This window comes from Pseudarthrobacter sp. Hb11 (assembly GCF_059383655.1).
The window spans coordinates 349,703-371,723 of record NZ_JBWZCM010000002.1; the positions used below are offsets into that span (position 1 = coordinate 349,703).

Sequence of the window (22,021 nt, forward strand, 5' to 3'; positions counted from 1 at the left end):
ACCAGTCTGCCACGCACGCAGCCGAGGCTGGACAGCGCCGGAGTGCAGTTCCACAATGGGCGCATGGGTATCATCGTCGCGAACCTGTTCCTTACCCTCGACGGCGTCTATCAGGCGCCCGGCGGCCGGGAGGAGGACACCGCGGGCGGCTTCGCCTTTGGTGGCTGGCAGGCGCCGGTGTCCGACGACGAGGCTGAGGCGGCCATCGAGGCAGAGATCAGCCGCATCGACGCCCTGCTTCTGGGCCGGAAGACCTACGACATCTTCGCTGCCTACTGGCCGCACCAGTCCGGCGACATCGGCACCGCGCTCAACCGGGTGCCGAAGTTCGTCGTCTCCGGCAGCCTTTCCGATCCAAGCTGGGCCGGCACAACGGTCCTGCCGGATGCCACGGCCGCGGGCCGGCTCCGCGAGGAGTACGGCCAGGTGCACATGTTCGGCAGCGGGGTCCTCATCCGTTCACTGCTGGCGGCAGACGTGATCGACCGCCTCCACCTTTGGCTTTATCCGGTTACCCTCGGTCAGGGCAAGCGCCTGTTCGACGCCGGGACTATTCCCGCCTCATTCCGCCTCGCGGAGCCGGCGCGCAGCTTCCCGAAGGGGGCGGTGTCGCTGGTGTACGAGCGTGCCGGCGACGTTGAGACGCAGGAGATGGCCGGCACTTAGGCACCAAAAAACCGGCCCAGCGGATGCTGGACCGGCTTTTCGTGTGGGTGTGGGCCCACGCCGTCCGGGTTCCCTGACCGAGCGAAGCGAGGTGAGGGAGACGGTGGGGACTAGTGGCTGTGGCCTGCGTGCTCGTCTTCCTCGGCAGGCTTCTCCACAACGAGGGTCTCGGTGGTGAGAACCAGTGCAGCGATGGAGGCTGCGTTGCGGAGGGCTGCGCGGGTGACCTTGACGGGGTCGATGACACCGGCGGCGATCAGGTATTCGTACTCGCCCGACTTGGCGTTGAAGCCGTTGTTGGTTTCGAGTTCGGCAACCTTGGCGGTGATGACGTAGCCATCGAAGCCGGCGTTCTGGGCGATCCAGCGCAGCGGCTGGACCAGCGCGCGGCGGACGATGCCCACAGCAGCGGCGGCGTCCCCTTCGAGTGCCTTGACGGCGGGGTCCTCGTCGAGGGCCTTCAGTGCGTGGATCAGCGCGGAACCGCCGCCGGCCACGATGCCTTCTTCGAGGGCAGCGCGGGTGGAGGACACTGCATCTTCGATGCGGTGCTTCTTTTCCTTCAGCTCAACCTCGGTGGCGGCGCCGACCTTGATCACGCCGATGCCGCCGGCCAGCTTGGCAAGCCGCTCCTGCAGCTTTTCCTTGTCCCAGTCCGAGTCGGTGCGGGTCAGCTCGGCACGGAGCTGGGCAACGCGTGCTGCCACGTCCTCGGCCGAACCTGCGCCGTCAACAATGGTGGTGTTGTCCTTGGTGACCGTGATGCGGCGGGCGGTGCCCAGCACCTCAAGGCCAACCGTGTCCAGGCTCAGGCCCAGTTCCGGAGACACAACCTGTGCACCGGTGAGGGTGGCGATGTCCTGCAGCATGGCCTTGCGGCGGTCGCCGAAGCCCGGGGCCTTGACGGCGACGACGTTCAGGGTGCCGCGGATGCGGTTGACGATCAGCGTGGACAGGGCCTCGCCGTCGATGTCTTCAGCGATGATGAACAGCGGCTTGGAGCTCTGCAGCGCCTTTTCCAGCAGCGGCAGGAATTCCTGCACCGCGGAGATCTTGCCCTGGTTGATCAGGATGAGGGCATCCTCGAGGACTGCTTCCTGGCGTTCCGCGTCGGTGACGAAGTACGGGGACAGGTAGCCCTTGTCGAACTGCATGCCCTCGGTGAGGACCAGTTCGGTCTGGGTGGTGGAGGACTCCTCGATGGTGATCACACCATCCTTGCCCACCTTGCCGAATGCCTCGGCGAGGAGCTCGCCGATCTCGTCGCTCTGGGCGGAGATTGCTGCAACGTTGGCCACCTGGGTGCCTTCAACGGGGCGGGCGTTCTCCAGCAGGCGTGCGGCAACGGCTTCAACGGAAACCTCGATGCCGCGTTTGATCTGGCCGGGAGCGGCGCCTGCCGCTACGTTGCGCAGGCCTTCCTTGACCAGGGCCTGGGCCAGGACCGTCGCGGTGGTGGTGCCGTCGCCGGCAACATCGTTGGTTTTGGTGGCAACTTCCTTGGCCAACTGCGCGCCAAGGTTCTCGTACGGATCGTCCAGCTCAACTTCGCGGGCGATGGTGACGCCGTCGTTCGTGATGGTGGGCGCGCCCCACTTCTTGTCCAGGACGACGTTGCGGCCGCGCGGGCCGAGCGTCACCTTGACGGTGTTGGCGAGCTTATCGATGCCGGCTTCAAGAGACCGGCGTGCAGCGTCATTAAACGCAAGCTGCTTTGCCATGGTTTTTGTCCTTTCAAGACAGAACCCCGCGCAGCTGACCAGCAGAATGCAAGACCAGCGGCACGGGGATCCGGGGAGTTACTTTACGACGATCGCCAGGACGTCGCGGGCGGACAGCACGAGGTACTCGGTGCCGCCGGTCTTGACTTCGGTTCCGCCGTACTTGGAGTAGATAACGACGTCGCCCACGGCTACGTCGACAGGAACGCGGTTGCCGTCTTCGAAGCGGCCGGGGCCTACTGCAACAACTTCGCCTTCCTGGGGCTTCTCCTGCGCGGAGTCCGGGATAACCAGGCCGGAAGCCGTGGTCTGCTCGGCTTCGAGCGGGCGGACAACAATACGATCCTCAAGAGGCTTAATAGAGACCGACACTCGGACCTCTCCTTTTCGTCAGCAAATTCGTGGACTGGAAAGCTTTCCGCCCTGGCTGGCAAACCGTCGTCGCGGTGCCGGCAGCAGCCTGGCTGGCAGCTCTTCATGTGTTAGCACCCTCCTAGGGAGAGTGCTAATGAAGACTCTATGTAAGGGTTAGCACTCGGTCAAGACGAGTGCCAGCGTTTCGTCATCGGAGCACTTGCAGCAATGTACATTTGACCGGTGCGAGCTGCTGTTTACCTCATCCTTGCCAACCTGTTCTGGGCCGGAAACTTTGTGGTCGGCCAGGCCGCCATGCAGACCATGGAGCCGCTCCAGCTGACGTTCTGGCGCTGGGTCCTTGCTGCCGTGCCGCTGCTGGTGCTGGCCCACTTCGTCGAGCGGCCGGACTGGCGGGCGGTCCTGCGCCGCTGGCCGGTCCTGTTGCTCCTGAGTGCCCTGGGCATGAGCGGGTATACCTTGCTGCTCTACAGCGCCCTGCAGAACACCTCGGCCCTGAACGCCTCCCTGGTGACGGCCGCAAACCCGGCATTGATTGTGGTGCTGGCCGTGGTCCTGCTCCGGGACAGGCCGCGCCCGCTGAGCTGGGTGGGGATCAGCCTGGGCCTCCTTGGCGTCCTGCTGGTGCTTACCGGCGGCCAGTTGCAGCGCCTGGTGACATTCTCGATCAACCAGGGCGAACTGCTGATCCTGGGAGCCATCACCGTCTGGGGCCTCTACACCATCCTCGCCCGCCGGCTGAGCATCCCCGCAATTACCTCCACGGCGGTCCAGGTGGCCATGGCGGCTGTGGCCCTCAGCCCGCTCGCGCTCGTTTCGGGCGCCGGCCTGCCGGAAACCCCTGTAGAGGGCTGGTCCCTGGCGTTCATCGCCCTGTTCCCCTCGCTCGGTTCCTACCTGCTCTGGAACCTTGCCCTCAAGCGCACCACGGCAGCCAATGCCGGCAACTACCTGAACCTCATTGCCGTGTTCACCGCCATCATCACCGTGATCCTGGGCCAGCCCATCACTGTCCCGCAGGTCCTCGGCGGCGTCCTGGTCATTTCCGGGGTGCTGCTGACCAGTGCAGGGGGCAGGATCCCTCAGCGTCCAAGGTCGTCGAAATCGACGTCGTCTTCACCCTCGCCGCCGACGGCTGCCGATTTCCGCGCCCGGTAAAGAACCACGCCTGCGGCAGCTGCCATCAGCAGGGCGAAAACCAGCACGGCGATGCTGCCGGCCCGGGCGCCGTCGTACAGCCCGCGGATGTCCCGTGCTTCCTGGGTGTCGCCGGCGATGTCGTTGCCGCCCACCGAGTAGACGGTGGCGTTGAACGTGTCGAGGAAAAAGATGACCACCAAAAGCCCGATGCACACCACCGCCACCAGGGATCCGGCGATCAGTGCCGGCCGGGCGAATCTGGCGGGGCCCCTGTCCCTGGTTGGTTCTTCGGACTGCCGGGGGCCTGCGCTCTCTTCCATGGTTTCAACACTATCCGCATCCCGCCGGACGCTCCTCCATTAGGCTGGAACGCATGCCCCAAGCTCCCCAGGACCAGATCGCGCCGTTGCTCACCCCCGAGGGCTGGGAGCTTTTGGCGTCTCTGGGCCCCTACCAGGAGGACAAGTCCTTCGAGCTCAATTCAGCACTGCGCAAGGCCGGCCACTCCCCCGCTTTGGTTTCCGCCGTTCTGACCCAGTCCCGGCTCCGCACCAAGGCCGAGGGGAAGTTCGGGGAATTTGCCCGCAGCATGCTGTTCACCCAGGCAGGCCTGGAGCAGGCAACCAGGCTCAACGTGGCCGCGCGTCACGCGCAGCGGTTCGCAGAGGCCGGAATCAGCCACGTCGCTGACCTGGGGTGCGGCCTTGCCGCTGACTCGTTGGCGCTGGCGTCGATGGACATCAACGTGACGGCAGTGGAAATGGACGAGACCACTGCCGCCTGCGCCACTGTGAACCTCATCCCCTTTTCCAATGCGACGGTGGTCCATGCAGATGCCACCGCTGTTCCGCTGGACGGGATTGACGGCGTCTGGCTGGACCCTGCGCGGCGGGTCACCTCCACTTCCGGCACCAAGCGCATCTGGGACCCGGAGGCCTTTTCGCCGCCGCTGTCCTTTGTCCAGTCCCTTGCTGCGTCCGGCCGGGCGGTCGGTGTAAAGATGGGGCCGGGGATGCCCCATGACTCCGTGCCGGCCGGCTGCGAAGCCCAGTGGGTTTCCGTGGCCGGGGATGTCACCGAAGTGGCGCTGTGGTTCAACGCCGTGCAGCGCCCCGGCGTCCGCCGGGCGGCGCTGGTCCTGGGTTCCGAGGGGGCGGCTGAGCTCACCAGCGGGGAGGATTTCGGGGCCGGTCCCGCCGCCCCCGTGGGTCCGGTGGAGGGTTACCTGTACGAGCCCGACGGCGCCGTCATCCGCGCAGGACTGGTGGCCGACGTCGCACTGCAGCTGGGCGGGCACCTGGTGGATGAACACATCGCCTACATCTGCGCTCCGCAGCTGGTGGACACTCCCTTCGCGCGGGCCTACAAGGTCCTGAATGTTATGCCGTACAACGTCAAGGCACTCAAGGCGTGGGTGAAGGCTGAAGGCATCGGGGTGCTGGACATCAAGAAGCGCGGTACCGCCGTCACCCCCGAGGAACTCCGCAAACAGCTCCTCCCCGGAGGGAAAAACACGGGAGGGAAAAACACAGGAGGGAAGAACGCGGGAGAAAAAAACGCAGGAAAAAAGGGTGGCAACAAAACAGCCACCCTGGTCCTGACCCGCATCGGTGAGGACCGGGTGGCCATCGTGGTGGAACCCGTCTAAGAATCCGCTACTGGGCGCGCGTGAACTCCTCGGCGGCGCGCACCTGCTCGGCGCTGGGCCGCACACCGGTGTAGAGCACAAACTGCTCCAGCGCCTGGATGGTAGCCACCTCCGCTCCGGTGATCACCGGTTTTCCGGCAGCCCGGGCGGCAGCGATAAGCGGGGTTTCAGCAGGCAGGGCAACCACGTCGAACACCACCTGCGCGGCGTCGATGGTGTCCTGCGGGAAGGCCAGGGTGTCCGCTCCGGGTCCGCCGGCCATACCGAGGGGCGTGACGTTGATGATCAGGTCCGCCGTTCCGCCGTCGAGCGCCGGACGCCACTGGAACCCGTACTGTTCCGCGAGCGCCCGCCCGGTGGTTTCGTTCCGTGCGAGGACCGTGACGTTGGTGAACCCTGCATCCCGGAGTGCGGCCACGGTGGCCTTGGCCATGCCTCCTGCCCCCTGGACCAGCACAGAGTAGCTGGTAGGCACGGCGTTGGAGGCCAGCAGCTGTTCAATCGCCGTGTAGTCGGTGTTGTAGGCCTTCAGGTGCCCGTCCGTGTTCACGATGGTGTTGACCGAGTCGATGGCCTCGGCCGACGGGTCCATCTCGTCAACGAGGGCGATGACGTCCTCCTTGTACGGCATGGAGACGGCGCAGCCGCGGATCCCCAGGCCCCGCACGCCAGCGATGGCCTGTTCCAGGTTGGTGGGGGCGAACGCCTTGTAGATCCAGTTCAGCTCCAGCTGCTCGTACAGGTGGTTGTGGAAGCGGGTCCCGTTGTTGCTGGGCCGGGCCGAGAGCGAGATGCAGAGGGTCATGTCTTTATTCAGAATGGGCACCTCACCATTTAACCCGGTCCCACCCAACTAGCTCGCAGTTGTTGTCGTTTGGACCGCGCAAAACGACAACTACTGCCAGTCAGTTGGGATCAGGGGCAGCCGGTTCCTGCGGGGTAGCTTCCGACGGCGGCGGGCAGCTTTCCCGGTGCCGGCGCCTTCCCAACCAGGACCGCGGCGAGGGCATCGAAGGCACCCTGGGTGCGGCCGTACAGGGCCACCTTGACCGGCGCGCCGGAGTGCTGCAGCGGCCAGGGCGCGTCAAGGGCGACGGCGATGTCTCCCCCCGCAGGCCGTCCGCCGTACGGGATGAGGCTGACCAGGGGTCCGGAGCCGAGGGTCAGGCCGTGGCGCGCCGCGGCGTCCGCGAACCGCGCCCTGTCCGCCGGGCTGCCGCCCGCCACCCGGACCCCGCCGGGGGCCAGGGCTCCGCTGCAGTGGCCGGAAAGGACGGTGACGGCGGCGGCGGACACCTTGGCGGAAAGAGGGGCGCCGCTGCCGGCTGCACTTCCTCGTGCTTTGCCGGTTCCCGCGGCTGCCCGGCCGTGCCAGGTCATCATGGTTGCCACGCGCTGGGCAGCTTCATCCAGCCTTGCCGCGGGCAGGCTGCCCGTGGACACGGCGTGGACAATCGCAGCGTGGGCCTGCCCGACGTCCGCGGGCATCAGCAGGAGGTCAGCTCCCGCCGCAAGGGCCATGACCGCCGCGGATCCGGCAGGGTACTTCTTGTGCACTGCCCCCATGTTGAGGGCGTCAGTCACGGCCACACCCTTGAAGCCGAGTCCCCGCAGCGCCGCGTAAGTAGGCGCCGAGAGCGACGCCGGTACTCCGGGTTCCAGCGCGGGCACGGCGATATGGCCGGTCATCACCATCGGCGCACCGGCGGTGATGGCGGCCCGGAAGGGCTTCCAGTCGCGGGCTTTGAGTTCCGCGACGGTGGCCGGCTGCGTGGGAAGATTCAGGTGCGAATCCGTGGTCACCGAGCCGTGGCCGGGGAAATGCTTGACGGCGGGAAGAACACCTGAGGCCAGCATGCCCTGCGAGTATGCCACCCCGAGCGCCGCAGCCGCGTCCGGGTTCGCTGACATGGAACGGGCACCGATAGTGGGATCCGCCGGCCCGATGGTCACGTCAGTGTCCGGGGCAAAGTCCGTGTTGAAGCCCAAAGGCACCAACTCGCTTGCCAGCCCCTTCCCGGCCTCGCGCGCCAGGGGCCCGCTGCCTGCGGCGCCGAAGCTCATGGGCGCCGGCCACTCCGTCAGCGGCCCGCCCAGCCGTGCCACCAAGCCGCCCTCCTGGTCAACGCCGATCATCCCGGGCCACGGCCTGCCGTCCGCGGTGGCCGCCTGCCCAAGCCTTTGGTTGATGGCTCCCATGGCCGCGAGGTCCACCTTCCCCTGCCGGTCCAGCGGCACATTGTCACCCATGATGATGGACCCGGCAAGGTGCAGTCGTTCGACCGCGGCGGCATGGGCCGAAGGGTTCGTGCCCGTGAAGAACGGAAGCAGGACCTGTCCCGCCTTCTGTTCCGGCGACATCTTCGCCACGGCTGCGGCGGCTGCGTCCTGGTCCCGCTGCTGCGGGCCCCACCCCAGCGGGCGCAGGGCAGGATCCGCCGACGGCGCAGGTAAGCGCGAAGGTGAGGGGGAAGCCGTGCGGGGTGCCGGCGTCGGACGCGGTGTCGCGGAAGGTGCGGCGGGGGTGGAAGCTGCCTGCGACGGGACTGGGGCCGGGGCGGCGGTGCAGGATGCGAGCGCCACCGCAGCCGAGACTGCAGCCAGGACGGGGAAGGTTTTGTGAAGACTGTCACGCAGGTGTTGGAACGAGGCCATCAATACGATGCTACCCCTGCACTAGACTTGAAACACCCGTTCGCCTGCCGGCAGAAGCCCTTCAGTGACGGCGTGAGCCAGCGGCAAACAGGACAGTTAGGAAACGCGTGAAGATTGAGTTCGCTTCATCGAGGCAATCAACACTTGGTGTCGAATGGGAACTCGCGCTGGTGGACGGCAGGACGGGCGAGCTCGCCTCCGTGGCCAATGAGGTGCTCCGCGGCGTGGCCTCCCGCCACCCGGAGCTCAACGAGGATGACGAACACCCGCACATCAAGCAGGAACTGCTGCTGAATACGGTGGAACTGGTTACCGGCATCTGCGAGACCGCCGCCGATGCCAAGGAGGACCTCAGCAGGTCGCTCGCGGCCGTCCGGGAAATCACCGATCCCATGGGTGTGGAAGTGTTCTGCGCCGGAAGCCACCCGTTCAGCCCGCCGCAGCTTCAACCGGTGACAGACAAGGCCCGGTACGCAAAACTGATCGACCGCACCCAGTGGTGGGGCCGCCAGATGGTCATATACGGCGTCCACGTGCACGTTGGGCTGGACCGGCGCGAGAAGGCGCTCCCCGTGGTGGACGGGCTGGTCAACTACTTCCCGCACTTCCAGGCGCTCTCGGCGTCGAGCCCCTTCTGGGGCGGCGAGGACACCGGCTATGCGTCGCAGCGGGCGCTGATGTTCCAGCAGCTGCCGACGGCCGGGCTGCCCTTCCAGTTCAGCTCCTGGGACGACTACGAGTCCTATGTGCAGGACATGTTCACCACCGGAGTGATCGACACACTTTCGGAAATCCGCTGGGACATCCGGCCCGTGCCGAACCTGGGCACCATCGAGATGCGCATCTGCGACGGATTGGCCACGCTGGAAGAGGTGGGCGCCATCGCCGCCCTCACCCAGTGCCTGGTGGACGAGTTCTCCACCACCTTGGACAACGGCGGAAGCATCCCCACCATGCCACCGTGGCACGTCCAGGAGAACAAGTGGCGGGCAGCCCGCTACGGCATGGACGCCATCATCATCCTGGATGCTGCCGGTAAGGAACAGCTGGTCACCGACCATCTGCTCGAAACGTTGAACCGGCTCGAGCCCATCGCCGCGAAGCTGGGCTGCCCGGATGAGCTGGCCGACGTCGAAAAGATTATCCGCCGCGGTGCCGGCTACCAGCGCCAGCGCCGGGTTGCCGAGGAGCACGGCGGCGACCTCCAGGCGGTCGTCCTGGACTTGGTGAAGCAGATGCGGAACGGCCCCACCGCCTGAGGTGTCATACTCAGTTGCCCTATCAGTTGTGGTCCCTAAACCGGTGGTTTGGGGACAGCAACTGATAGGGCAAGGCGGGTCAGGCGGGGAGGGACACGGCTGTGACCGGCATGGACGAGTCCGGGGCGAAGCCGATTCCGCTGGGCCCCACCCCTGCCATCACAAGCTGCGCTCCGAGTGCGGCGACCATGGCGCCGTTGTCGGTGCAAAGGTCCAGCGGGGGTACGTGCAGCCTGATCCCGGCAGAGGCGCAGCGCTGGCCCGTCAGCTCGCGCAGGCGTGAGTTTGCCGCCACGCCGCCGCCGAGCAGCACATCCTTGATGCCGTTTTCCCGGCAGGCCAGCACAGCTTTGGACGAGATGATGTCCACCACGGCTTCCTGGAAGGCGGCCGCGATGTCCGGGACCGGGACCTCCTCGCCGCGGGCCTCGAACTGCTCAACGCACCTGGCGACAGCGGTTTTGAGGCCGCTGAAGGACCAGTCGTAGCGGTGCGGGCCGGGTTCGTCGGCCGTGCCCATGTATTTAGGCTGGCTGAGGCCGCGGGGGAAACGGATCGCCTTGGGGTTGCCGGTGCGGGCCACCTTGTCGATCGCGGGTCCGCCGGGATAGCCGAGTCCCAGGATGCGGGCCACCTTGTCGTAGGCTTCCCCGGCGGCGTCGTCAATGGTGGAGCCGAGGAGGACCACGTCGTCGGTGATGCTGTTGATTTTAAGGATCTCGGTGTGGCCGCCGGAGACCAGCAGGGCGCCGAGGTTCTCGGGCAGCCGGGGGGCGGCGGCTTGCTGTCCATCCAGCAGGCCCACACCCACGTGCGCCACGAGGTGGTTGATGGCGTACAGGGGCTTGCCGGTGGCCACGGCCAGGGCCTTCGCGGCACAGACCCCCACCATGAGGGCACCGGCCAGGCCGGGGCCGGACGTCACGGCGATGGCATCTACCTCAGCAAGGGTCACGCCGGCGTCGGACAGCGCCTGTTCGAGGGTAGGGACGAAGGCGTCAAGGTGCGCCCGCGAGGCAATTTCGGGGATGACCCCGCCAAACCGGACATGCTCGTCCATGGACGAGGACACGGTGTTGGTCAGGAGGGTGGTCCCCCGGACAATGCCCACCCCGGTCTCGTCGCAGGAGGATTCGATGCCGAGCACCAGGGGCTGCGAGCGGTTCATGGCTGGCCTGCTTCCGTTGATGTGCCATCTCCCGTTCCTTCGCGGGTGCTGCCGGCGAGCTGGAGCCGCATGATGAGGGCGTCCACACCGTCGCGGTAGTAGCGGGGACGGACGTGGATCTGCTCGAAACCGAAGCGCCGGTAAAGCTGCTGGGCGCGGGGGTTATCTGCGCGGACTTCCAGAAGGAGGTCCGCAGCGTACCTGCGGCGTGCCTCCTCAATAAGCCGGGTCAGGAGCGTGGTGCCGATCCCGCGCCCTTCATATTCGGGCACGACGGCGATGGTCTGGACATCCGCGATGGGTTCAATGCACATTAGCCCGGCGTAGCCCACGATGCCTTCGCTGCCCTCGGCCACCAAGTACCAACGGGTCTCCGGTTGGGCCAGCTCGTCATAAAACATGTGCAGGGGCCAGGCGTCCACCGGGAATAGCCGCTGCTCCAGGACGCTGACAGCAATGACGTCGTCGGGGGTCATCTCCCGCACGGAGACGCCGTGGTTGTTGGGATTCGGGGCGGTGCTCACAGGGCCCTCTTCCTCGGTCCGGGGACCTGGGCATCGGATTCGCGGAGGTACAGAGGGGTGGAATCAAGGAGAGCGTCACCTGCGGCGAGCCGGGCCAGCGCGAACTGTCCCAGGTACAGGGCATCCGGCTGCTCCTGGGCGAAGTCCGGGTTTACCTTCAGGGTGTCTGCATAGAGGCCGGCGCCGGCGCCATAGGCGGGAAGGTCCGGCAGGTCCTTCGCAAAGCCAACGTTGGGGCCGTCCTCCAAGACGGGAAGCTGGCCGTCGGCAAGGCTGTAGCGGGCCCAATAGACCTCTTTGCGCCGAGCGTCCGTCACCACCAGGAACTCGGGGGCTGCGGCGGTCGATTCCGCCACTTCCAGCGCCACTGCGTCCAGGCTCATCAGCCCGTGCAGTGGCTTGCCCCAGACGAAGGCCAGGGTGCGCGCCGTGGCGATGCCCGACCGCAGGCCGGTGAACGGGCCGGGACCCACGCCCACTACCAGGGCATCAACATCTCTTCCGCTGACGCCGGCATCGAAAAGCATCTGCTCGATGCCCGGCGCGAGCACCTCAGCGTGGCTGCGGGTGTCCTCGGTGGAGAAGGTGCCCACCACGCCTTCCAGGGCGTCGCCGGACACCAGCGCCGCGCTGGCCACAGCGGAGGTGTCGATGGCGAGGATGAGCATCAGGCTTTCCCTTCAAAGGCTGCGACGGGTTCGGGAACGAATGGCCAGCGCGGACCATAACCGCGCATCACGATAGTGCGGGGCTCGTCAGTGTCCTCAGTCTCGAAGTCCAGGGTGCCGCCGTCGGACCTGCGGAAACCGGGGCCCGCTCCGGCAGCGGGGCCAGCAGCGCCGAAGCCCGTGCCGTTGAGTCCCGTTCCGCCCAGCCCGATTGCCCGGTGCAGGTCGATCTCCAGCCGGCTCTCGCTCAGGTGCTCCACCCGGTCGTGGCCCCATTCAACAACCGTCACCGAGGAGTCGAGGGTGTTCTCGAGGTCGATGTCGTCAATCTCCGCGGCTGAGCCCAGGCGGTAGGCGTCCACATGGACCAGGTCCGGCCCACCGGGGCGCGGGCCGTCCGGCAGGTTGGGGTGGATGCGAACCAGCACGAACGTGGGGGAAATGATGCCGGCGCGGACGCCCAGCCCCTCCCCCAAACCCTGGGTAAAGGTGGTTTTCCCGGCACCCAGCTCGCCGGAGAGCACCAGCAGGTCCCCGGCTTCCAGGACCGCCGCCAGGCGCACGGCGAGCGCGTGGGTCTGGTCGGCCGTCGTCGCCCTGAAGGTCTTTTCCCAATTGGGGCGGGCCTCACCGTTGTCCCGGGGTTCGGGCGCGTTCATGCCGCCCCCTCCGAAGCCTGCACAGCGGCGGGGGCCTGTTCGTTGATGAAGCGGCGGGGAACCCGCGGGCTGATCCGGGTGACGATCTCATAGTTGATGGTTCCGGCCGCGCGCGCCCAGTCATCAGCGGTGGGGCCGCCGTCGGCACCGTCCCCGAACAGCTCGGCTTCGGCGCCCAGCAGGCCTGCACTCGCAGGGCCGGTGTTCCCGAGGTCGATGACCATCTGGTCCATGGCGATGCGTCCCACCACGGGGTACGTTGTGCCGGCCACGCGGACGGGCCCGCCGGTGGCGATGCGGGGAACTCCGTCGGCGTAGCCCACCGGGATCAGGCCGAGCGTGCTGGGGCCGCTGGTGCGGTAGCGGAGTCCATAGGAGACGCCTTGCCCGTCCGGGACCTCCTTGCACTGCGACACCAGGGTCCGGAGCGTCATGGCAGGGTGGAGCCCCAGCTCGGCGGACGTCTGTCCTTCAAAGGGCGACAACCCGTAGATCCCCAGGCCCACGCGGACCAGGTCAAAGTGGGTGTCCGGGCGGGACAGCGTTGCCGGTGTATTGGCCAGGTGCCGGACCTCTGGGTCAACGCCGGCATCCTCGGCCACAGCAAGTGCTTCCCTGAACGCCGCGAGCTGCTCGTCGGTCTCCGGCCGCTCCGGTTCGTCGGCGACGGCGAGGTGGGAGAAGATCCCCACCACGCGCAGCAGCCCCTGGTCCTGGTATTCCATGGCCTCGCCCACCAGGTGGTCCCAGGTATCAAGCGTTGCACCGTTGCGGCCCAGACCGGTGTCCACTTTCAGATGGATGCGGGCGGGGCGCTCCTGCTCCCGGGCAGCCGCGACAATACGGTCAAGTTCCCAGCCCGAGCACCCGATGTCGACGCCGGCTGCCACCGCTGCGCCGAAGTTGCTTTCCGTGGTGTGCAGCCAGGCGAGCAGCGGCGCGTCGATTCCGGCAGCCCGCAGCGCCAGGGCTTCGGAGATGTGGGCGACCCCCAGCCAGGAGGCACCGGCTTCCAGGGCAGCGCGGGCCACCGGGACCGCGCCGTGTCCGTAGGCATCCGCCTTCACCACCGCCATCACTTTCGCCGGGGAAGCTGCCGCCGCCAACCGGCGGACGTTGTGCCGGATCGCGTCAAGGTCGATCACGGCGGACCGTTCGTTGCGGGGGTCCTGTGCCGGGGCGGCGTCGAAATCACCGGTTGTTGCGGGGTAAGTCACCCTAGTGATTCTAGTGCTGGCGCTTCGGGCCGAATAATCAGGCGTCCGAGAGGTGCGCGATGGTTGCCGATGCCCTGCGCTGGGCTGCGAGCGGCACGTCCTGAACGATGTCGGCCAGGAAGGAGAACCGCCGGAGCCACTGGCTGGTCTGCCGTTCGGGCCGGGCATTGGCCCGCTGCCACCAGTCGGCGATGTCGCCCCAGCCCGGCGCGGCCAGCGATCCTCCCACCTCCTGGACCGCCAGCGAGGCACAAAGGTTTGCGAAACGCAGCCTGTTCCCCAGCGGCCAGCCGGCCAGGCTTCCAACGATGAACGCGGCGTCGAAACAGTCACCGGCACCGGTGGGGTCGAAGGCTTTGACGGGCAAGGAAGGCACCCACTCCTCCTCCCCGGTTTCGGAATCAACTGCCATGGCTCCCTGCGGCCCGAGCGTCACCACCGCAACCGGCACCCGGTCCGCCAGCGCGTACAGAGCGGTCCACGGATCATCTTTGCCGGTAAAGGCCATGGCCTCGCGCTGGTTGGGCAGGAACGCGTGGAAATACTGCAGGTTCTCCAGCCGGACCGGTGCCCATACGCCGCTGGGATCCCACCCGACGTCCCCGAACAGCTTTACCCCCGCCTGGTGTGCCTCCCTGGCCCACGGCTCAACGTCCAGCCCTACTTCCGCGATGCCGGCGAGCGCGGGAGGCGGGTCCCCGATAAGCTCCGACGCCGTCACCGGCGCTGCATGGCCGTGGGTCACCAGCGAGCGGTCCTTGTCGACGCACAGCGAAACCGTTACCGGCGAGTGCCACCCGGGGACCTTCCGTGACAGGCTGAGGTCCACGTGCTCCTGGCTGGACAGGATTCTCCAGTTGAAGTCCCCGTAGCCGTCGTCGCCGAAGGCCGCGGCCAGGCCGGTGCGCAGTCCCAGGCGTGCCGCAGCGATGGCCTGGTTAGCAACCCCGCCGGGGCAGCTGCCCATGCCGTCGCTCCAGATTTCCGTGCCAGGTTCGGGTCCGTGGGGCAGGCCGGTAAAGATGATGTCCTGGAACACCGTTCCTGCCAGCAGCACATCAAATCCGGGGTCCAAGGGCGAGCGGACGGCGGCCAGGGGGTCAAACGGGCGTGCTGGAATCGCGTCCATGTGCCGCACACTACGCCTTGCTACGGACATCCGGTAGGGGCGGCCGTAGGTACCGCGGACACCCGCGCCTAGACTGCTGATTATGCGGCTTCTGATTGTCGGCGGTGGCGGTTTCCGGGTTCCGCTGATCTACCGGGCGCTGGTAGCCGGCCCCTATAAAGGCCTGGTCACCGAACTGGTGCTGTACGACGTCGATCTCTCCCGCCTTGCCGCTGTGACAGCGGTCCTGCGCAGCATGCACGGGCCAGGTCTCCCGCTGCCGGTCCATCCCACCACCGACCTCCCGGAAGCGTTGGCGGGAACGCAGATAGTGTTTGCCGCCATCCGTCCAGGCGGCACCGCCGGACGGGTCCTGGACGAGAGGGTCGCTCAGGACCTGGGCCTGTTGGGGCAGGAAACCACCGGTGCCGGCGGTATTTCCTACGCCCTCCGGACCATTCCGCACATGGTGGACCTGGCGCGGTCAATGAAGGAACACTGCCCGGATGCGTGGCTGATCAACTTCACCAACCCCGCCGGCATGGTCACCGAGGCACTCCTGCCAGTACTTGGCACGCGCGTCATCGGGATCTGCGACTCCGCGGGCGGCCTGGTGCACCGCGCCGCCCGCGCCGCCGGCGTTACCCTGCCGGAAGGAACGCTCGACGGCGTGGGCTACTACGGGCTGAACCACTTGGGCTGGCTGTACCGGCTGGAGTCCGGCGGACGGGACGTCCTCCCAGCGCTGCTTTCGGATCCCCTGGCCCTTCAATCCTTCGAGGAGGGCCGGCTGTTTCCGCAGCCGTTCCTTGCCCGCCTCGGCGCGCTTCCCAATGAGTACCTGTATTACTACTACCAGCAGGACGCCGCGCGGGAGGCGATGCGTGCCATGCCCGCCACCCGCGGGGAATCCATCCACAGCCAGCAACAGGAGCTGTACCCGCGTCTGGCTGCAGCGGGCAATGAGGCCTTTGGGTTGTGGGAAGCTGCGCGCCGGTCGCGGGAAGAGGGCTATCTGGCGGAGGCCCGCGGGAAGGACGAACACCGCGATGAGTCCGACCTCGCCGGCGGCGGCTATGAGCGGGTGGCGCTGGCAGCCATGCGTGCCTTGACCGGGTCCGGGGACGCGCAGCTGATCCTGAACACCCGCAACACGGTGCCTTCCGCTGGCGCGCCGGCCGCTCCCATCCCAACCACCACTCCGTTGGCCACCCCCACAGCCGCCATTCCGGGCCTGCCGGTGGACGCCGTCGTCGAACTTCCCTGCACCGTTACGCCCGACGGCGCGCTGCCGCTGGCCCAGCAGCCTCCCCCGCCGGAGCAACTCGGGCTGCTGCGGCAGGTGAAGGACGTGGAGCGGCTGACCGTGCGGGCAGCGGTGGAAGGTGACCGGGAGTCGGCGGTGCAGGCCTTTGCCCGGCACCCGCTGGTGGGGTCCGAAGAGCTGGGCGCGGCGTTGCTTGCGGGCTACGAGGAGACGTTTCCGGCTTTGGGGAAGATGTGGCGCGGCGGGAGGCGTTGACACAGGAGTAGTGTTTTATCGAATGCCCAGCACTGACCCGGCGCGTTGACCCGCGCCGGTGGCCGGAAGGAGGTCCCGTGGCACCGGTCCGCAGGGTGGCTTTACTGTCCCTCCACACCTCCCCCATGGAGCAGCCGGGTTCCGGCGATGCCGGCGGCATGAACGTGTACATCCGTGAACTGGCCTCCGCACTGGCCGAGGCAGGTGTGGAAGTGGAGATCTTTACGCGTTCCACCTCCGCCGGTCAGCCCGCCGTCGAGCACCCCGATCCAGGGGTGTGTGTCCACAACGTCCTCGCCGGGCCCACAAAGAAGATTCCGAAGGAAGAGCTTCCCGGACTTCTCCACCACATGGTGGAAGAGATCGAGCAGATCCGGCAGCGGCAGCCGCACGGGCGGTACGACGTCATCCATTCGCACTACTGGGTGTCCGGCATTGCCGGCCTGGAGCTGTCCGAATTGTGGGGCGTGCCGCTGGTCCACACCATGCACACCATGGCGAAGGTCAAGAACCTCCTGCTCGAGTCCGGTGAGCAGCCTGAGCCGAGGCGCCGCGAGCTGGGTGAGCACCGCATTGTGGACGGTGCCGCACGGCTGATTGCGAACACCAGTGCCGAGGCGGCGGAACTGGTGTCGCACTACGGTGCCTCGTACGACCGGATAGACATCGCCCCGCCCGGGGTCGACCTCAGCACCTTCACGCCTGCGTTCCGCGCCAAATCGCGGACGAAGCGGGGCATCAGCCCGGAGACTTTCCACCTGGTTTTCGCGGGCCGGATCCAGCGGCTGAAAGGGCCACAGATCCTGGTGAAGGCGGCCGCCCTGTTACGGCGCCGGCGGCCGGACATCAACCTGCGGCTCACCATCCTCGGCTCGTTAAGCGGGAACAAGGAGTTCAACCTCCGGCGGCTGGTTGCCGAGGCGGGGATGGACGACGTCGTCACGCAGCTTCCGCCCGTGAATTCACTGGAGCTGGCTGCATGGTTCCGGGCGGCCGACGTGGTGGTGATGCCGTCCTACAGCGAGTCCTTTGGGCTGGTAGCGCTTGAAGCGCAGGCCTGCGGCACCCCGGTGGTGGCCACGCGGGTCGGCGGGCTGTCGCGGGCAATTTTTGACGGCAGGACGGGGCTGTTGGTGGACGGCCACCACGCCTCGGACTGGGCAGATGCTCTGGAGGCCCTGTATGACGACCCTGCCACCCGTGAAGACATGGGGCGGGCAGCCGCCACCCGCGCCCAAAACTCCGGGTGGCAGCGCACCGCCGCCATCACGCTCGAGACTTACCACGCCGCCGTCGACAAGCAGGTAAGCCATCCCCTGACAACCGTTCCTGCCTCGTAACGCTACAACTGCTCCTCCGCTTAAGTCGCCCTACCGCTCCAGCAAAGGACAACGATGCCTGCTACCCCGAGTGACCTTGAGATCGCCCGCGCGGCACGGATCCGGCCCATCGAGGGGATTGCGGCCGCCGCAGGCATCAACGGGGAGGCGGTGGAACTGTACGGGCGGTACAAGGCGAAAATTGATCCTGCGGCGCTTTCGGCACCGCCGCCGCACGGGAAGGTAGTGCTGGTCTCGGCCATGTCCCCCACCCCGGCCGGCGAAGGGAAATCAACCACCACCGTGGGGTTGGCCGACTCGCTTGCCCGGGCCGGGCACCGGGTGATGATCGCACTGCGGGAACCGTCGCTGGGCCCGGTCCTGGGTATGAAGGGCGGAGCCACGGGCGGCGGGTACTCGCAGGTGCTGCCGATGGACGAGATCAACCTGCACTTCACCGGCGACTTCCACGCCATGACGTCCGCAAACAATGCCTTGATGGCGCTGGTGGACAACCACATCTACCAGGGCAACGAGCTCAACATTGACCCCCGGCGCATGACGTTCAAACGGGTGCTGGACATGAACGACCGCGCCCTGCGGGAGGTGGTCATCGGGCTCGGCGGGCCCACGCAGGGGGTCCCCCGCCAGGACGGGTTCGACATCACCGTGGCGTCCGAGATCATGGCCGTTTTCTGCCTGGCCACCGATCTCGCGGACCTCCGCGAGCGGCTGGGCCGGATCACGTTCGGCTACACCTACAACCGTTCCCCCGTCACGGTGGCGGATCTGGGGGTGCAGGGCGCCCTGACCCTGCTCCTGAAGGAGGCCATCAAACCGAACCTGGTGCAGACCATCGCCGGAACCCCGGCCCTGGTCCATGGTGGTCCGTTCGCCAATATCGCCCACGGCTGCAACTCCCTTATCGCTACCCAGACGGCCCGGCGGCTCGCGGACATCGTTGTTACGGAGGCCGGTTTCGGCGCTGATTTGGGTGCCGAGAAGTTCATGGACATCAAGGCGCGGTTTGGCGGCGTGGCCCCTTCAGCCGTGGTGGTGGTAGCCACCGTGCGGGCGCTCAAGATGCAGGGTGGGGTGGCAAAAGACCGGCTTACGGTGCCAAACCTGGCGGCCCTTGAAGCCGGGGTGGTGAACCTGCGGCGGCATGTGCACAACGTGGAGAAGTTCGGTGTGACGCCGGTGGTGGCCATCAACAGGTTCTCTTCAGATACCCAGGAGGAACTCGACTGGCTGCTGGCCTGGTGTGCAGCTGAAGGAGTCCTGGCAGCAGTTGCGGATGTTTGGGCAGGCGGCGGCGGTGGCGACGGCGGCGACGAACTGGCAGCCCTCGTGGCCCGTGTGGTGGACGGGCCGAACAGCTTCCGTCATTTATACCCGCTGGAACTGCCGGTGGAGGACAAGATCCGGACCATAGCCCAGGAGATCTACGGTGCGGACGGCGTCGACTTCTCGGTGCCGGCACTGAAGCGGCTGGCTGACATCGAGCGGAACGGCTGGTCCGGGCTACCGGTGTGCATGGCCAAAACCCAGTACTCGTTCACGGACGACGCCTCCCGCCTCGGCGCACCCAAGGGCTTCACCATCCACGTGCGCGACCTCCTGCCCAAGACCGGTGCGGGGTTTATCGTGGCCTTGACCGGAGCGGTAATGACGATGCCCGGCCTACCCGCCGCCCCGGCCGCGATGCGCATGGACGTGGACGACGCCGGCAACCCGGTGGGCCTCACCTAACCCACCCCCACCAACCCTCTCTCACTTAATGCGGGTTTTCCGGCAACCCTCTCTCACTCCGAGCGGCACTCGCCTGAGCAGCCGCGCCATTCGCCGCTACCTGGGTTAAAAGGCGCGGCGCTCCCCCACCGAAGTGAGAGAGCGCCGCGTGAAAACCCACGTCAAGTGAACGAGGATCGTCCAGAAACCGCCGTTAAGTGAGAGAGGGCCTCAGGGGTAGGCAGCCGGTCGGGAGGGGTTAGCGGTCGAGGTCTCCGCGGATGAAGGCTTCCACCTTTTCGCGGGCGAGATCGTCGTTGAACTGCTCCGGCGGGGACTTCATGAAGTAGCTCGATGCTGAGAGCAGCGGGCCGCCGATGCCGCGGTCCAGGCCGATCTTGGCGGCGCGGATGGCGTCAATGATCACGCCGGCGGAGTTCGGTGAGTCCCAGACTTCCAGCTTGTATTCGAGCGACACGGGGGCGTCGCCGAAGTTGCGGCCTTCGAGGCGGACGAACGCCCACTTGCGGTCGTCAAGCCACTGGACGTAGTCGGACGGGCCTATGTGGACGTCCTTGGCGGCCAGCTCGGCTTCCACGTTGGACGTCACAGCCTGGGTCTTGGAGATTTTCTTGGACTCCAGGCGGTCGCGCTCCAGCATGTTCTTGAAGTCCATGTTGCCGCCGACGTTCAGCTGGTACGTGCGGTCCAGGGTGACTCCGCGGTCTTCGAAGAGCTTGGCCATAACGCGGTGGGTGATGGTGGCACCGATCTGGCTCTTGATGTCATCGCCAACGATCGGCACGCCCGCGGCAGAGAACTTGTCGGCCCACTCCTTGGTTCCGGCGATGAACACAGGCAGGGCGTTGACGAAGCCCACGCCGGCGTCAATAGCGCACTGGGCGTAGAACTCGGCAGCGGCTTGAGACCCGACCGGCAGGTAGCAGACCATCACGTCAACGGCAGCGTCCTTGAGTGCCTGGACAACGTCCACCGGCTCTTCGGTGGACTGCTCGATGGTTTCGAGGTAGTACTTGCCCAGACCGTCGAGGGTGTGGCCTCGCTGGACGGTGACGCCGGTGGGCGGCACGTCAGCGATTTTGATGGTGTTGTTTTCGCTCGCCAGGATCGCATCGGCAAGGTCAACGCCGACCTTTTTGCCATCAACGTCGAACGCAGCGACGAACTGAACGTCACCCACGTGGTACTGGCCAAACTCGACGTGCATCAGGCCCGGAATTGTGGCCTTGGGGTCAGCGTCCTTGTAGTACTGGACGCCCTGGACCAGCGAAGCGGCACAGTTTCCTACGCCGACGATTGCAACACGAATCGGATGTGAAGACACGGAACTCCTTTGAGACAAACGTCAGCCGGCCGGGTTCCGCTGTGAGGAAAGTACGACGGCGGCCGGCAGGCTCGGCGCCGCGCGGCGCCTTTTCATAGTACCCAACACAGTGGGACGGAGGCTTGTTCCCCCGTCCCACCTTGTGGGATGACAAACGGGGAGATCAGACCGGCTGTTTCCAGAGGTTGATGTCCGATTCCACCGCGAACTCGTCGATAGCGTCCAACTCGTCGGCAGTGAATTCAAGGTTGTCGACGGCGGCCAGGGAGTCCTCCAACTGGCGGACGCTGGACGCACCAATCAGTGCCGAGGTCACAGGAGAGCCCTTCGGCTGGTCCCGCAGGATCCACGCGATGGCCATCTGCGCCAACGACTGCCCACGGCTCTCGGCAATACCGTGCAGTCCGCGGATCCGGTCCAGCTTCTCGTCGGTGATGGCATCCTCCGACAGGAACCGGGCCTTGGCGGCCCGGGAGTCAGCCGGGATACCGTTGAGGTAGCGGTCGGTGAGCATGCCCTGGGCCAGCGGTGAGAAGGCGATGGAGCCGGCCCCGACCTGGTCCAGTGCCTCGTACAGGTTGGGGCTGCCGTTCTCGGTCCACCGGTTGAGCATGGAGTAGCTGGGCTGGTGGATCAGCAGTGGCGTTCCTAGATCCTTCAGGATGCGGGCGGCCTCGGTGGTCTGTTCAGGGGTGTAGGAGGAAATGCCCGCGTACAGCGCCTTGCCCGAACGTACTGCATAATCCAGGGCACCCATGGTCTCTTCAAGCGGCGTCTCGGGGTCCGGCCGGTGGCTGTAGAAAATGTCCACGTAGTCCAGGCCCATCCGCTGCAGCGACTGGTCCAGGCTGGAGATCAGGTACTTGCGGGAGCCCCACTCACCGTAGGGGCCGGGCCACATGTAGTAGCCGGCCTTGGTGGAGAGGACCAGTTCGTCACGGTACGGCTTGAAGTCGTCCTTGAGGTGCCGGCCGAAGTTGGTCTCGGCGGAACCGTCCGGCGGACCATAGTTGTTGGCGAGGTCGAAGTGGTTGACGCCCAGGTCGAAGGCGCGGCGCAGAATGGCGCGCTGTTCGTCAAAACGCTTGTCGTCGCCGAAGTTGTGCCAGAGGCCGAGTGAGATGGCCGGGAGTTTCAGGCCGCTGCGGCCGACGCGGCGGTAGGGCATGGAGTCGTAGCGGTCTTCCGCCGCGGAATAAGTCATACGTTCCATCCTGCCAGTTGTGACCCGCATAACAGCCCAAGGCGGAAAAGTTACGCCGCGGGCTGACATCATCAGCCCGCGGCGCACCTTGC

The 22,021-nt window shown here is 66.6% G+C and carries 20 protein-coding genes; 7 read left to right on the top strand and 13 right to left on the bottom strand.

What is annotated here, in order from left to right; genetic code table 11:
* The first annotated feature begins 63 nt into the window (after nucleotides 1–63).
* Nucleotides 64–666 (top strand): dihydrofolate reductase family protein, encoded by a 603-nt coding sequence (locus tag AC50X7_RS05340; protein WP_307094397.1) that lies wholly within the window; start codon nucleotides 64–66, stop codon nucleotides 664–666.
* A 110-nt stretch (nucleotides 667–776) separates the two neighbouring features.
* On the opposite strand, the gene groL is transcribed toward AC50X7_RS05340, so the two are convergent.
* Nucleotides 777–2,387 (bottom strand): chaperonin GroEL, encoded by a 1,611-nt coding sequence (gene groL / locus AC50X7_RS05345; RefSeq protein ID WP_494978063.1) that lies wholly within the window; start codon nucleotides 2,385–2,387, stop codon nucleotides 777–779.
* A 78-nt stretch (nucleotides 2,388–2,465) separates the two neighbouring features.
* Nucleotides 2,466–2,759, bottom strand: coding sequence for a co-chaperone GroES (gene groES / locus AC50X7_RS05350; protein WP_003805290.1), 294 nt, complete (start codon nucleotides 2,757–2,759; stop codon nucleotides 2,466–2,468).
* Between the two features lie 225 nt (nucleotides 2,760–2,984).
* Between groES and AC50X7_RS05355 the strand changes: the two genes are divergently transcribed.
* Nucleotides 2,985–3,920: a DMT family transporter gene (locus AC50X7_RS05355; protein WP_494978064.1), complete on the top strand. Its 936-nt coding sequence runs from the start codon at nucleotides 2,985–2,987 to the stop codon at nucleotides 3,918–3,920.
* Here the strand turns inward: AC50X7_RS05355 and AC50X7_RS05360 are convergent.
* The gene (locus AC50X7_RS05360) at nucleotides 3,845–4,222 is read right to left on the bottom strand and encodes a hypothetical protein (RefSeq protein ID WP_494978065.1); all 378 of its coding nucleotides are present in this window, start codon (nucleotides 4,220–4,222) and stop codon (nucleotides 3,845–3,847) included. The genes AC50X7_RS05355 and AC50X7_RS05360 overlap by 76 nt on opposite strands.
* Before the next feature lie 53 nt (nucleotides 4,223–4,275).
* Between AC50X7_RS05360 and AC50X7_RS05365 the strand changes: the two genes are divergently transcribed.
* Nucleotides 4,276–5,550: a THUMP-like domain-containing protein gene (locus AC50X7_RS05365; RefSeq protein WP_494978066.1), complete on the top strand. Its 1,275-nt coding sequence runs from the start codon at nucleotides 4,276–4,278 to the stop codon at nucleotides 5,548–5,550.
* A 7-nt stretch (nucleotides 5,551–5,557) separates the two neighbouring features.
* Here AC50X7_RS05365 and AC50X7_RS05370 read toward each other — a convergent pair whose 3' ends face one another.
* Together AC50X7_RS05370 and AC50X7_RS05375 are read right to left on the bottom strand one after the other, a co-directional pair.
* Nucleotides 5,558–6,376 carry a shikimate 5-dehydrogenase gene (locus tag AC50X7_RS05370; RefSeq protein WP_494978067.1) on the bottom strand — a complete coding sequence of 273 codons (819 nt, stop codon included), beginning with the start codon at nucleotides 6,374–6,376 and terminating at the stop codon, nucleotides 5,558–5,560.
* 89 nt (nucleotides 6,377–6,465) lie between these two features.
* Nucleotides 6,466–7,911 carry a glycoside hydrolase family 3 N-terminal domain-containing protein gene (locus AC50X7_RS05375; RefSeq protein WP_494978252.1) on the bottom strand — a complete coding sequence of 482 codons (1,446 nt, stop codon included), beginning with the start codon at nucleotides 7,909–7,911 and terminating at the stop codon, nucleotides 6,466–6,468.
* A 401-nt stretch (nucleotides 7,912–8,312) separates the two neighbouring features.
* On the opposite strand from AC50X7_RS05375, the gene AC50X7_RS05380 reads away from it, so the two are divergent.
* Nucleotides 8,313–9,464, top strand: coding sequence for a glutamate--cysteine ligase (locus AC50X7_RS05380; protein ID WP_494978068.1), 1,152 nt, complete (start codon nucleotides 8,313–8,315; stop codon nucleotides 9,462–9,464).
* Nucleotides 9,465–9,543: 79 nt separating this feature from the next.
* On the opposite strand, the gene tsaD is transcribed toward AC50X7_RS05380, so the two are convergent.
* The 6 genes from tsaD to AC50X7_RS05410 are packed head-to-tail and all read right to left on the bottom strand — an operon-like array spanning nucleotide 9,544 to nucleotide 14,829.
* The gene (gene tsaD, locus AC50X7_RS05385) at nucleotides 9,544–10,632 is read right to left on the bottom strand and encodes a tRNA (adenosine(37)-N6)-threonylcarbamoyltransferase complex transferase subunit TsaD (RefSeq protein ID WP_494978069.1); all 1,089 of its coding nucleotides are present in this window, start codon (nucleotides 10,630–10,632) and stop codon (nucleotides 9,544–9,546) included.
* Nucleotides 10,629–11,108, bottom strand: coding sequence for a ribosomal protein S18-alanine N-acetyltransferase (rimI, locus tag AC50X7_RS05390; protein WP_494978253.1), 480 nt, complete (start codon nucleotides 11,106–11,108; stop codon nucleotides 10,629–10,631). Before rimI ends, tsaD begins: the two co-directional genes overlap by 4 nt.
* 44 nt (nucleotides 11,109–11,152) lie before the next feature.
* Complete coding sequence (gene tsaB, locus AC50X7_RS05395) at nucleotides 11,153–11,824, bottom strand: tRNA (adenosine(37)-N6)-threonylcarbamoyltransferase complex dimerization subunit type 1 TsaB (RefSeq protein ID WP_494978070.1); 672 nt, start codon at nucleotides 11,822–11,824, stop codon at nucleotides 11,153–11,155.
* Nucleotides 11,824–12,483, bottom strand: a complete 660-nt coding sequence (tsaE, locus tag AC50X7_RS05400; protein WP_494978071.1) for a tRNA (adenosine(37)-N6)-threonylcarbamoyltransferase complex ATPase subunit type 1 TsaE — start codon at nucleotides 12,481–12,483, stop codon at nucleotides 11,824–11,826. The genes tsaB and tsaE overlap by 1 nt, the downstream gene beginning before the upstream one ends.
* Entirely contained in the window at nucleotides 12,480–13,700 is a 1,221-nt protein-coding gene (gene alr, locus AC50X7_RS05405; protein ID WP_494978072.1) for an alanine racemase, read from the bottom strand. Before alr ends, tsaE begins: the two co-directional genes overlap by 4 nt.
* 37 nt (nucleotides 13,701–13,737) lie before the next feature.
* On the bottom strand, nucleotides 13,738–14,829 hold the full coding sequence (locus AC50X7_RS05410) for a carbohydrate kinase family protein (RefSeq protein ID WP_494978073.1): 1,092 nt from the start codon (nucleotides 14,827–14,829) through the stop codon (nucleotides 13,738–13,740).
* A gap of 82 nt (nucleotides 14,830–14,911) precedes the next feature.
* On the opposite strand from AC50X7_RS05410, the gene AC50X7_RS05415 reads away from it, so the two are divergent.
* The 3 genes from AC50X7_RS05415 (at nucleotide 14,912) to AC50X7_RS05425 (ending at nucleotide 19,401) form a co-directional block, all read left to right on the top strand.
* Entirely contained in the window at nucleotides 14,912–16,330 is a 1,419-nt protein-coding gene (locus tag AC50X7_RS05415) for a family 4 glycosyl hydrolase (protein ID WP_494978074.1), read from the top strand.
* 77 nt (nucleotides 16,331–16,407) lie between these two features.
* Nucleotides 16,408–17,670 (top strand): D-inositol-3-phosphate glycosyltransferase, encoded by a 1,263-nt coding sequence (gene mshA, locus AC50X7_RS05420; protein ID WP_494978075.1) that lies wholly within the window; start codon nucleotides 16,408–16,410, stop codon nucleotides 17,668–17,670.
* Between the two features lie 54 nt (nucleotides 17,671–17,724).
* Nucleotides 17,725–19,401, top strand: coding sequence for a formate--tetrahydrofolate ligase (locus tag AC50X7_RS05425; protein ID WP_494978076.1), 1,677 nt, complete (start codon nucleotides 17,725–17,727; stop codon nucleotides 19,399–19,401).
* Between the two features lie 238 nt (nucleotides 19,402–19,639).
* Here the strand turns inward: AC50X7_RS05425 and AC50X7_RS05430 are convergent, their stop codons facing one another.
* Together AC50X7_RS05430 and mgrA are read right to left on the bottom strand one after the other, a co-directional pair.
* Complete coding sequence (locus AC50X7_RS05430) at nucleotides 19,640–20,725, bottom strand: inositol-3-phosphate synthase (protein WP_494978077.1); 1,086 nt, start codon at nucleotides 20,723–20,725, stop codon at nucleotides 19,640–19,642.
* A 163-nt stretch (nucleotides 20,726–20,888) separates the two neighbouring features.
* The gene (mgrA, locus tag AC50X7_RS05435) at nucleotides 20,889–21,929 is read right to left on the bottom strand and encodes an L-glyceraldehyde 3-phosphate reductase (protein WP_494978078.1); all 1,041 of its coding nucleotides are present in this window, start codon (nucleotides 21,927–21,929) and stop codon (nucleotides 20,889–20,891) included.
* Nucleotides 21,930–22,021 lie beyond the last annotated feature (92 nt).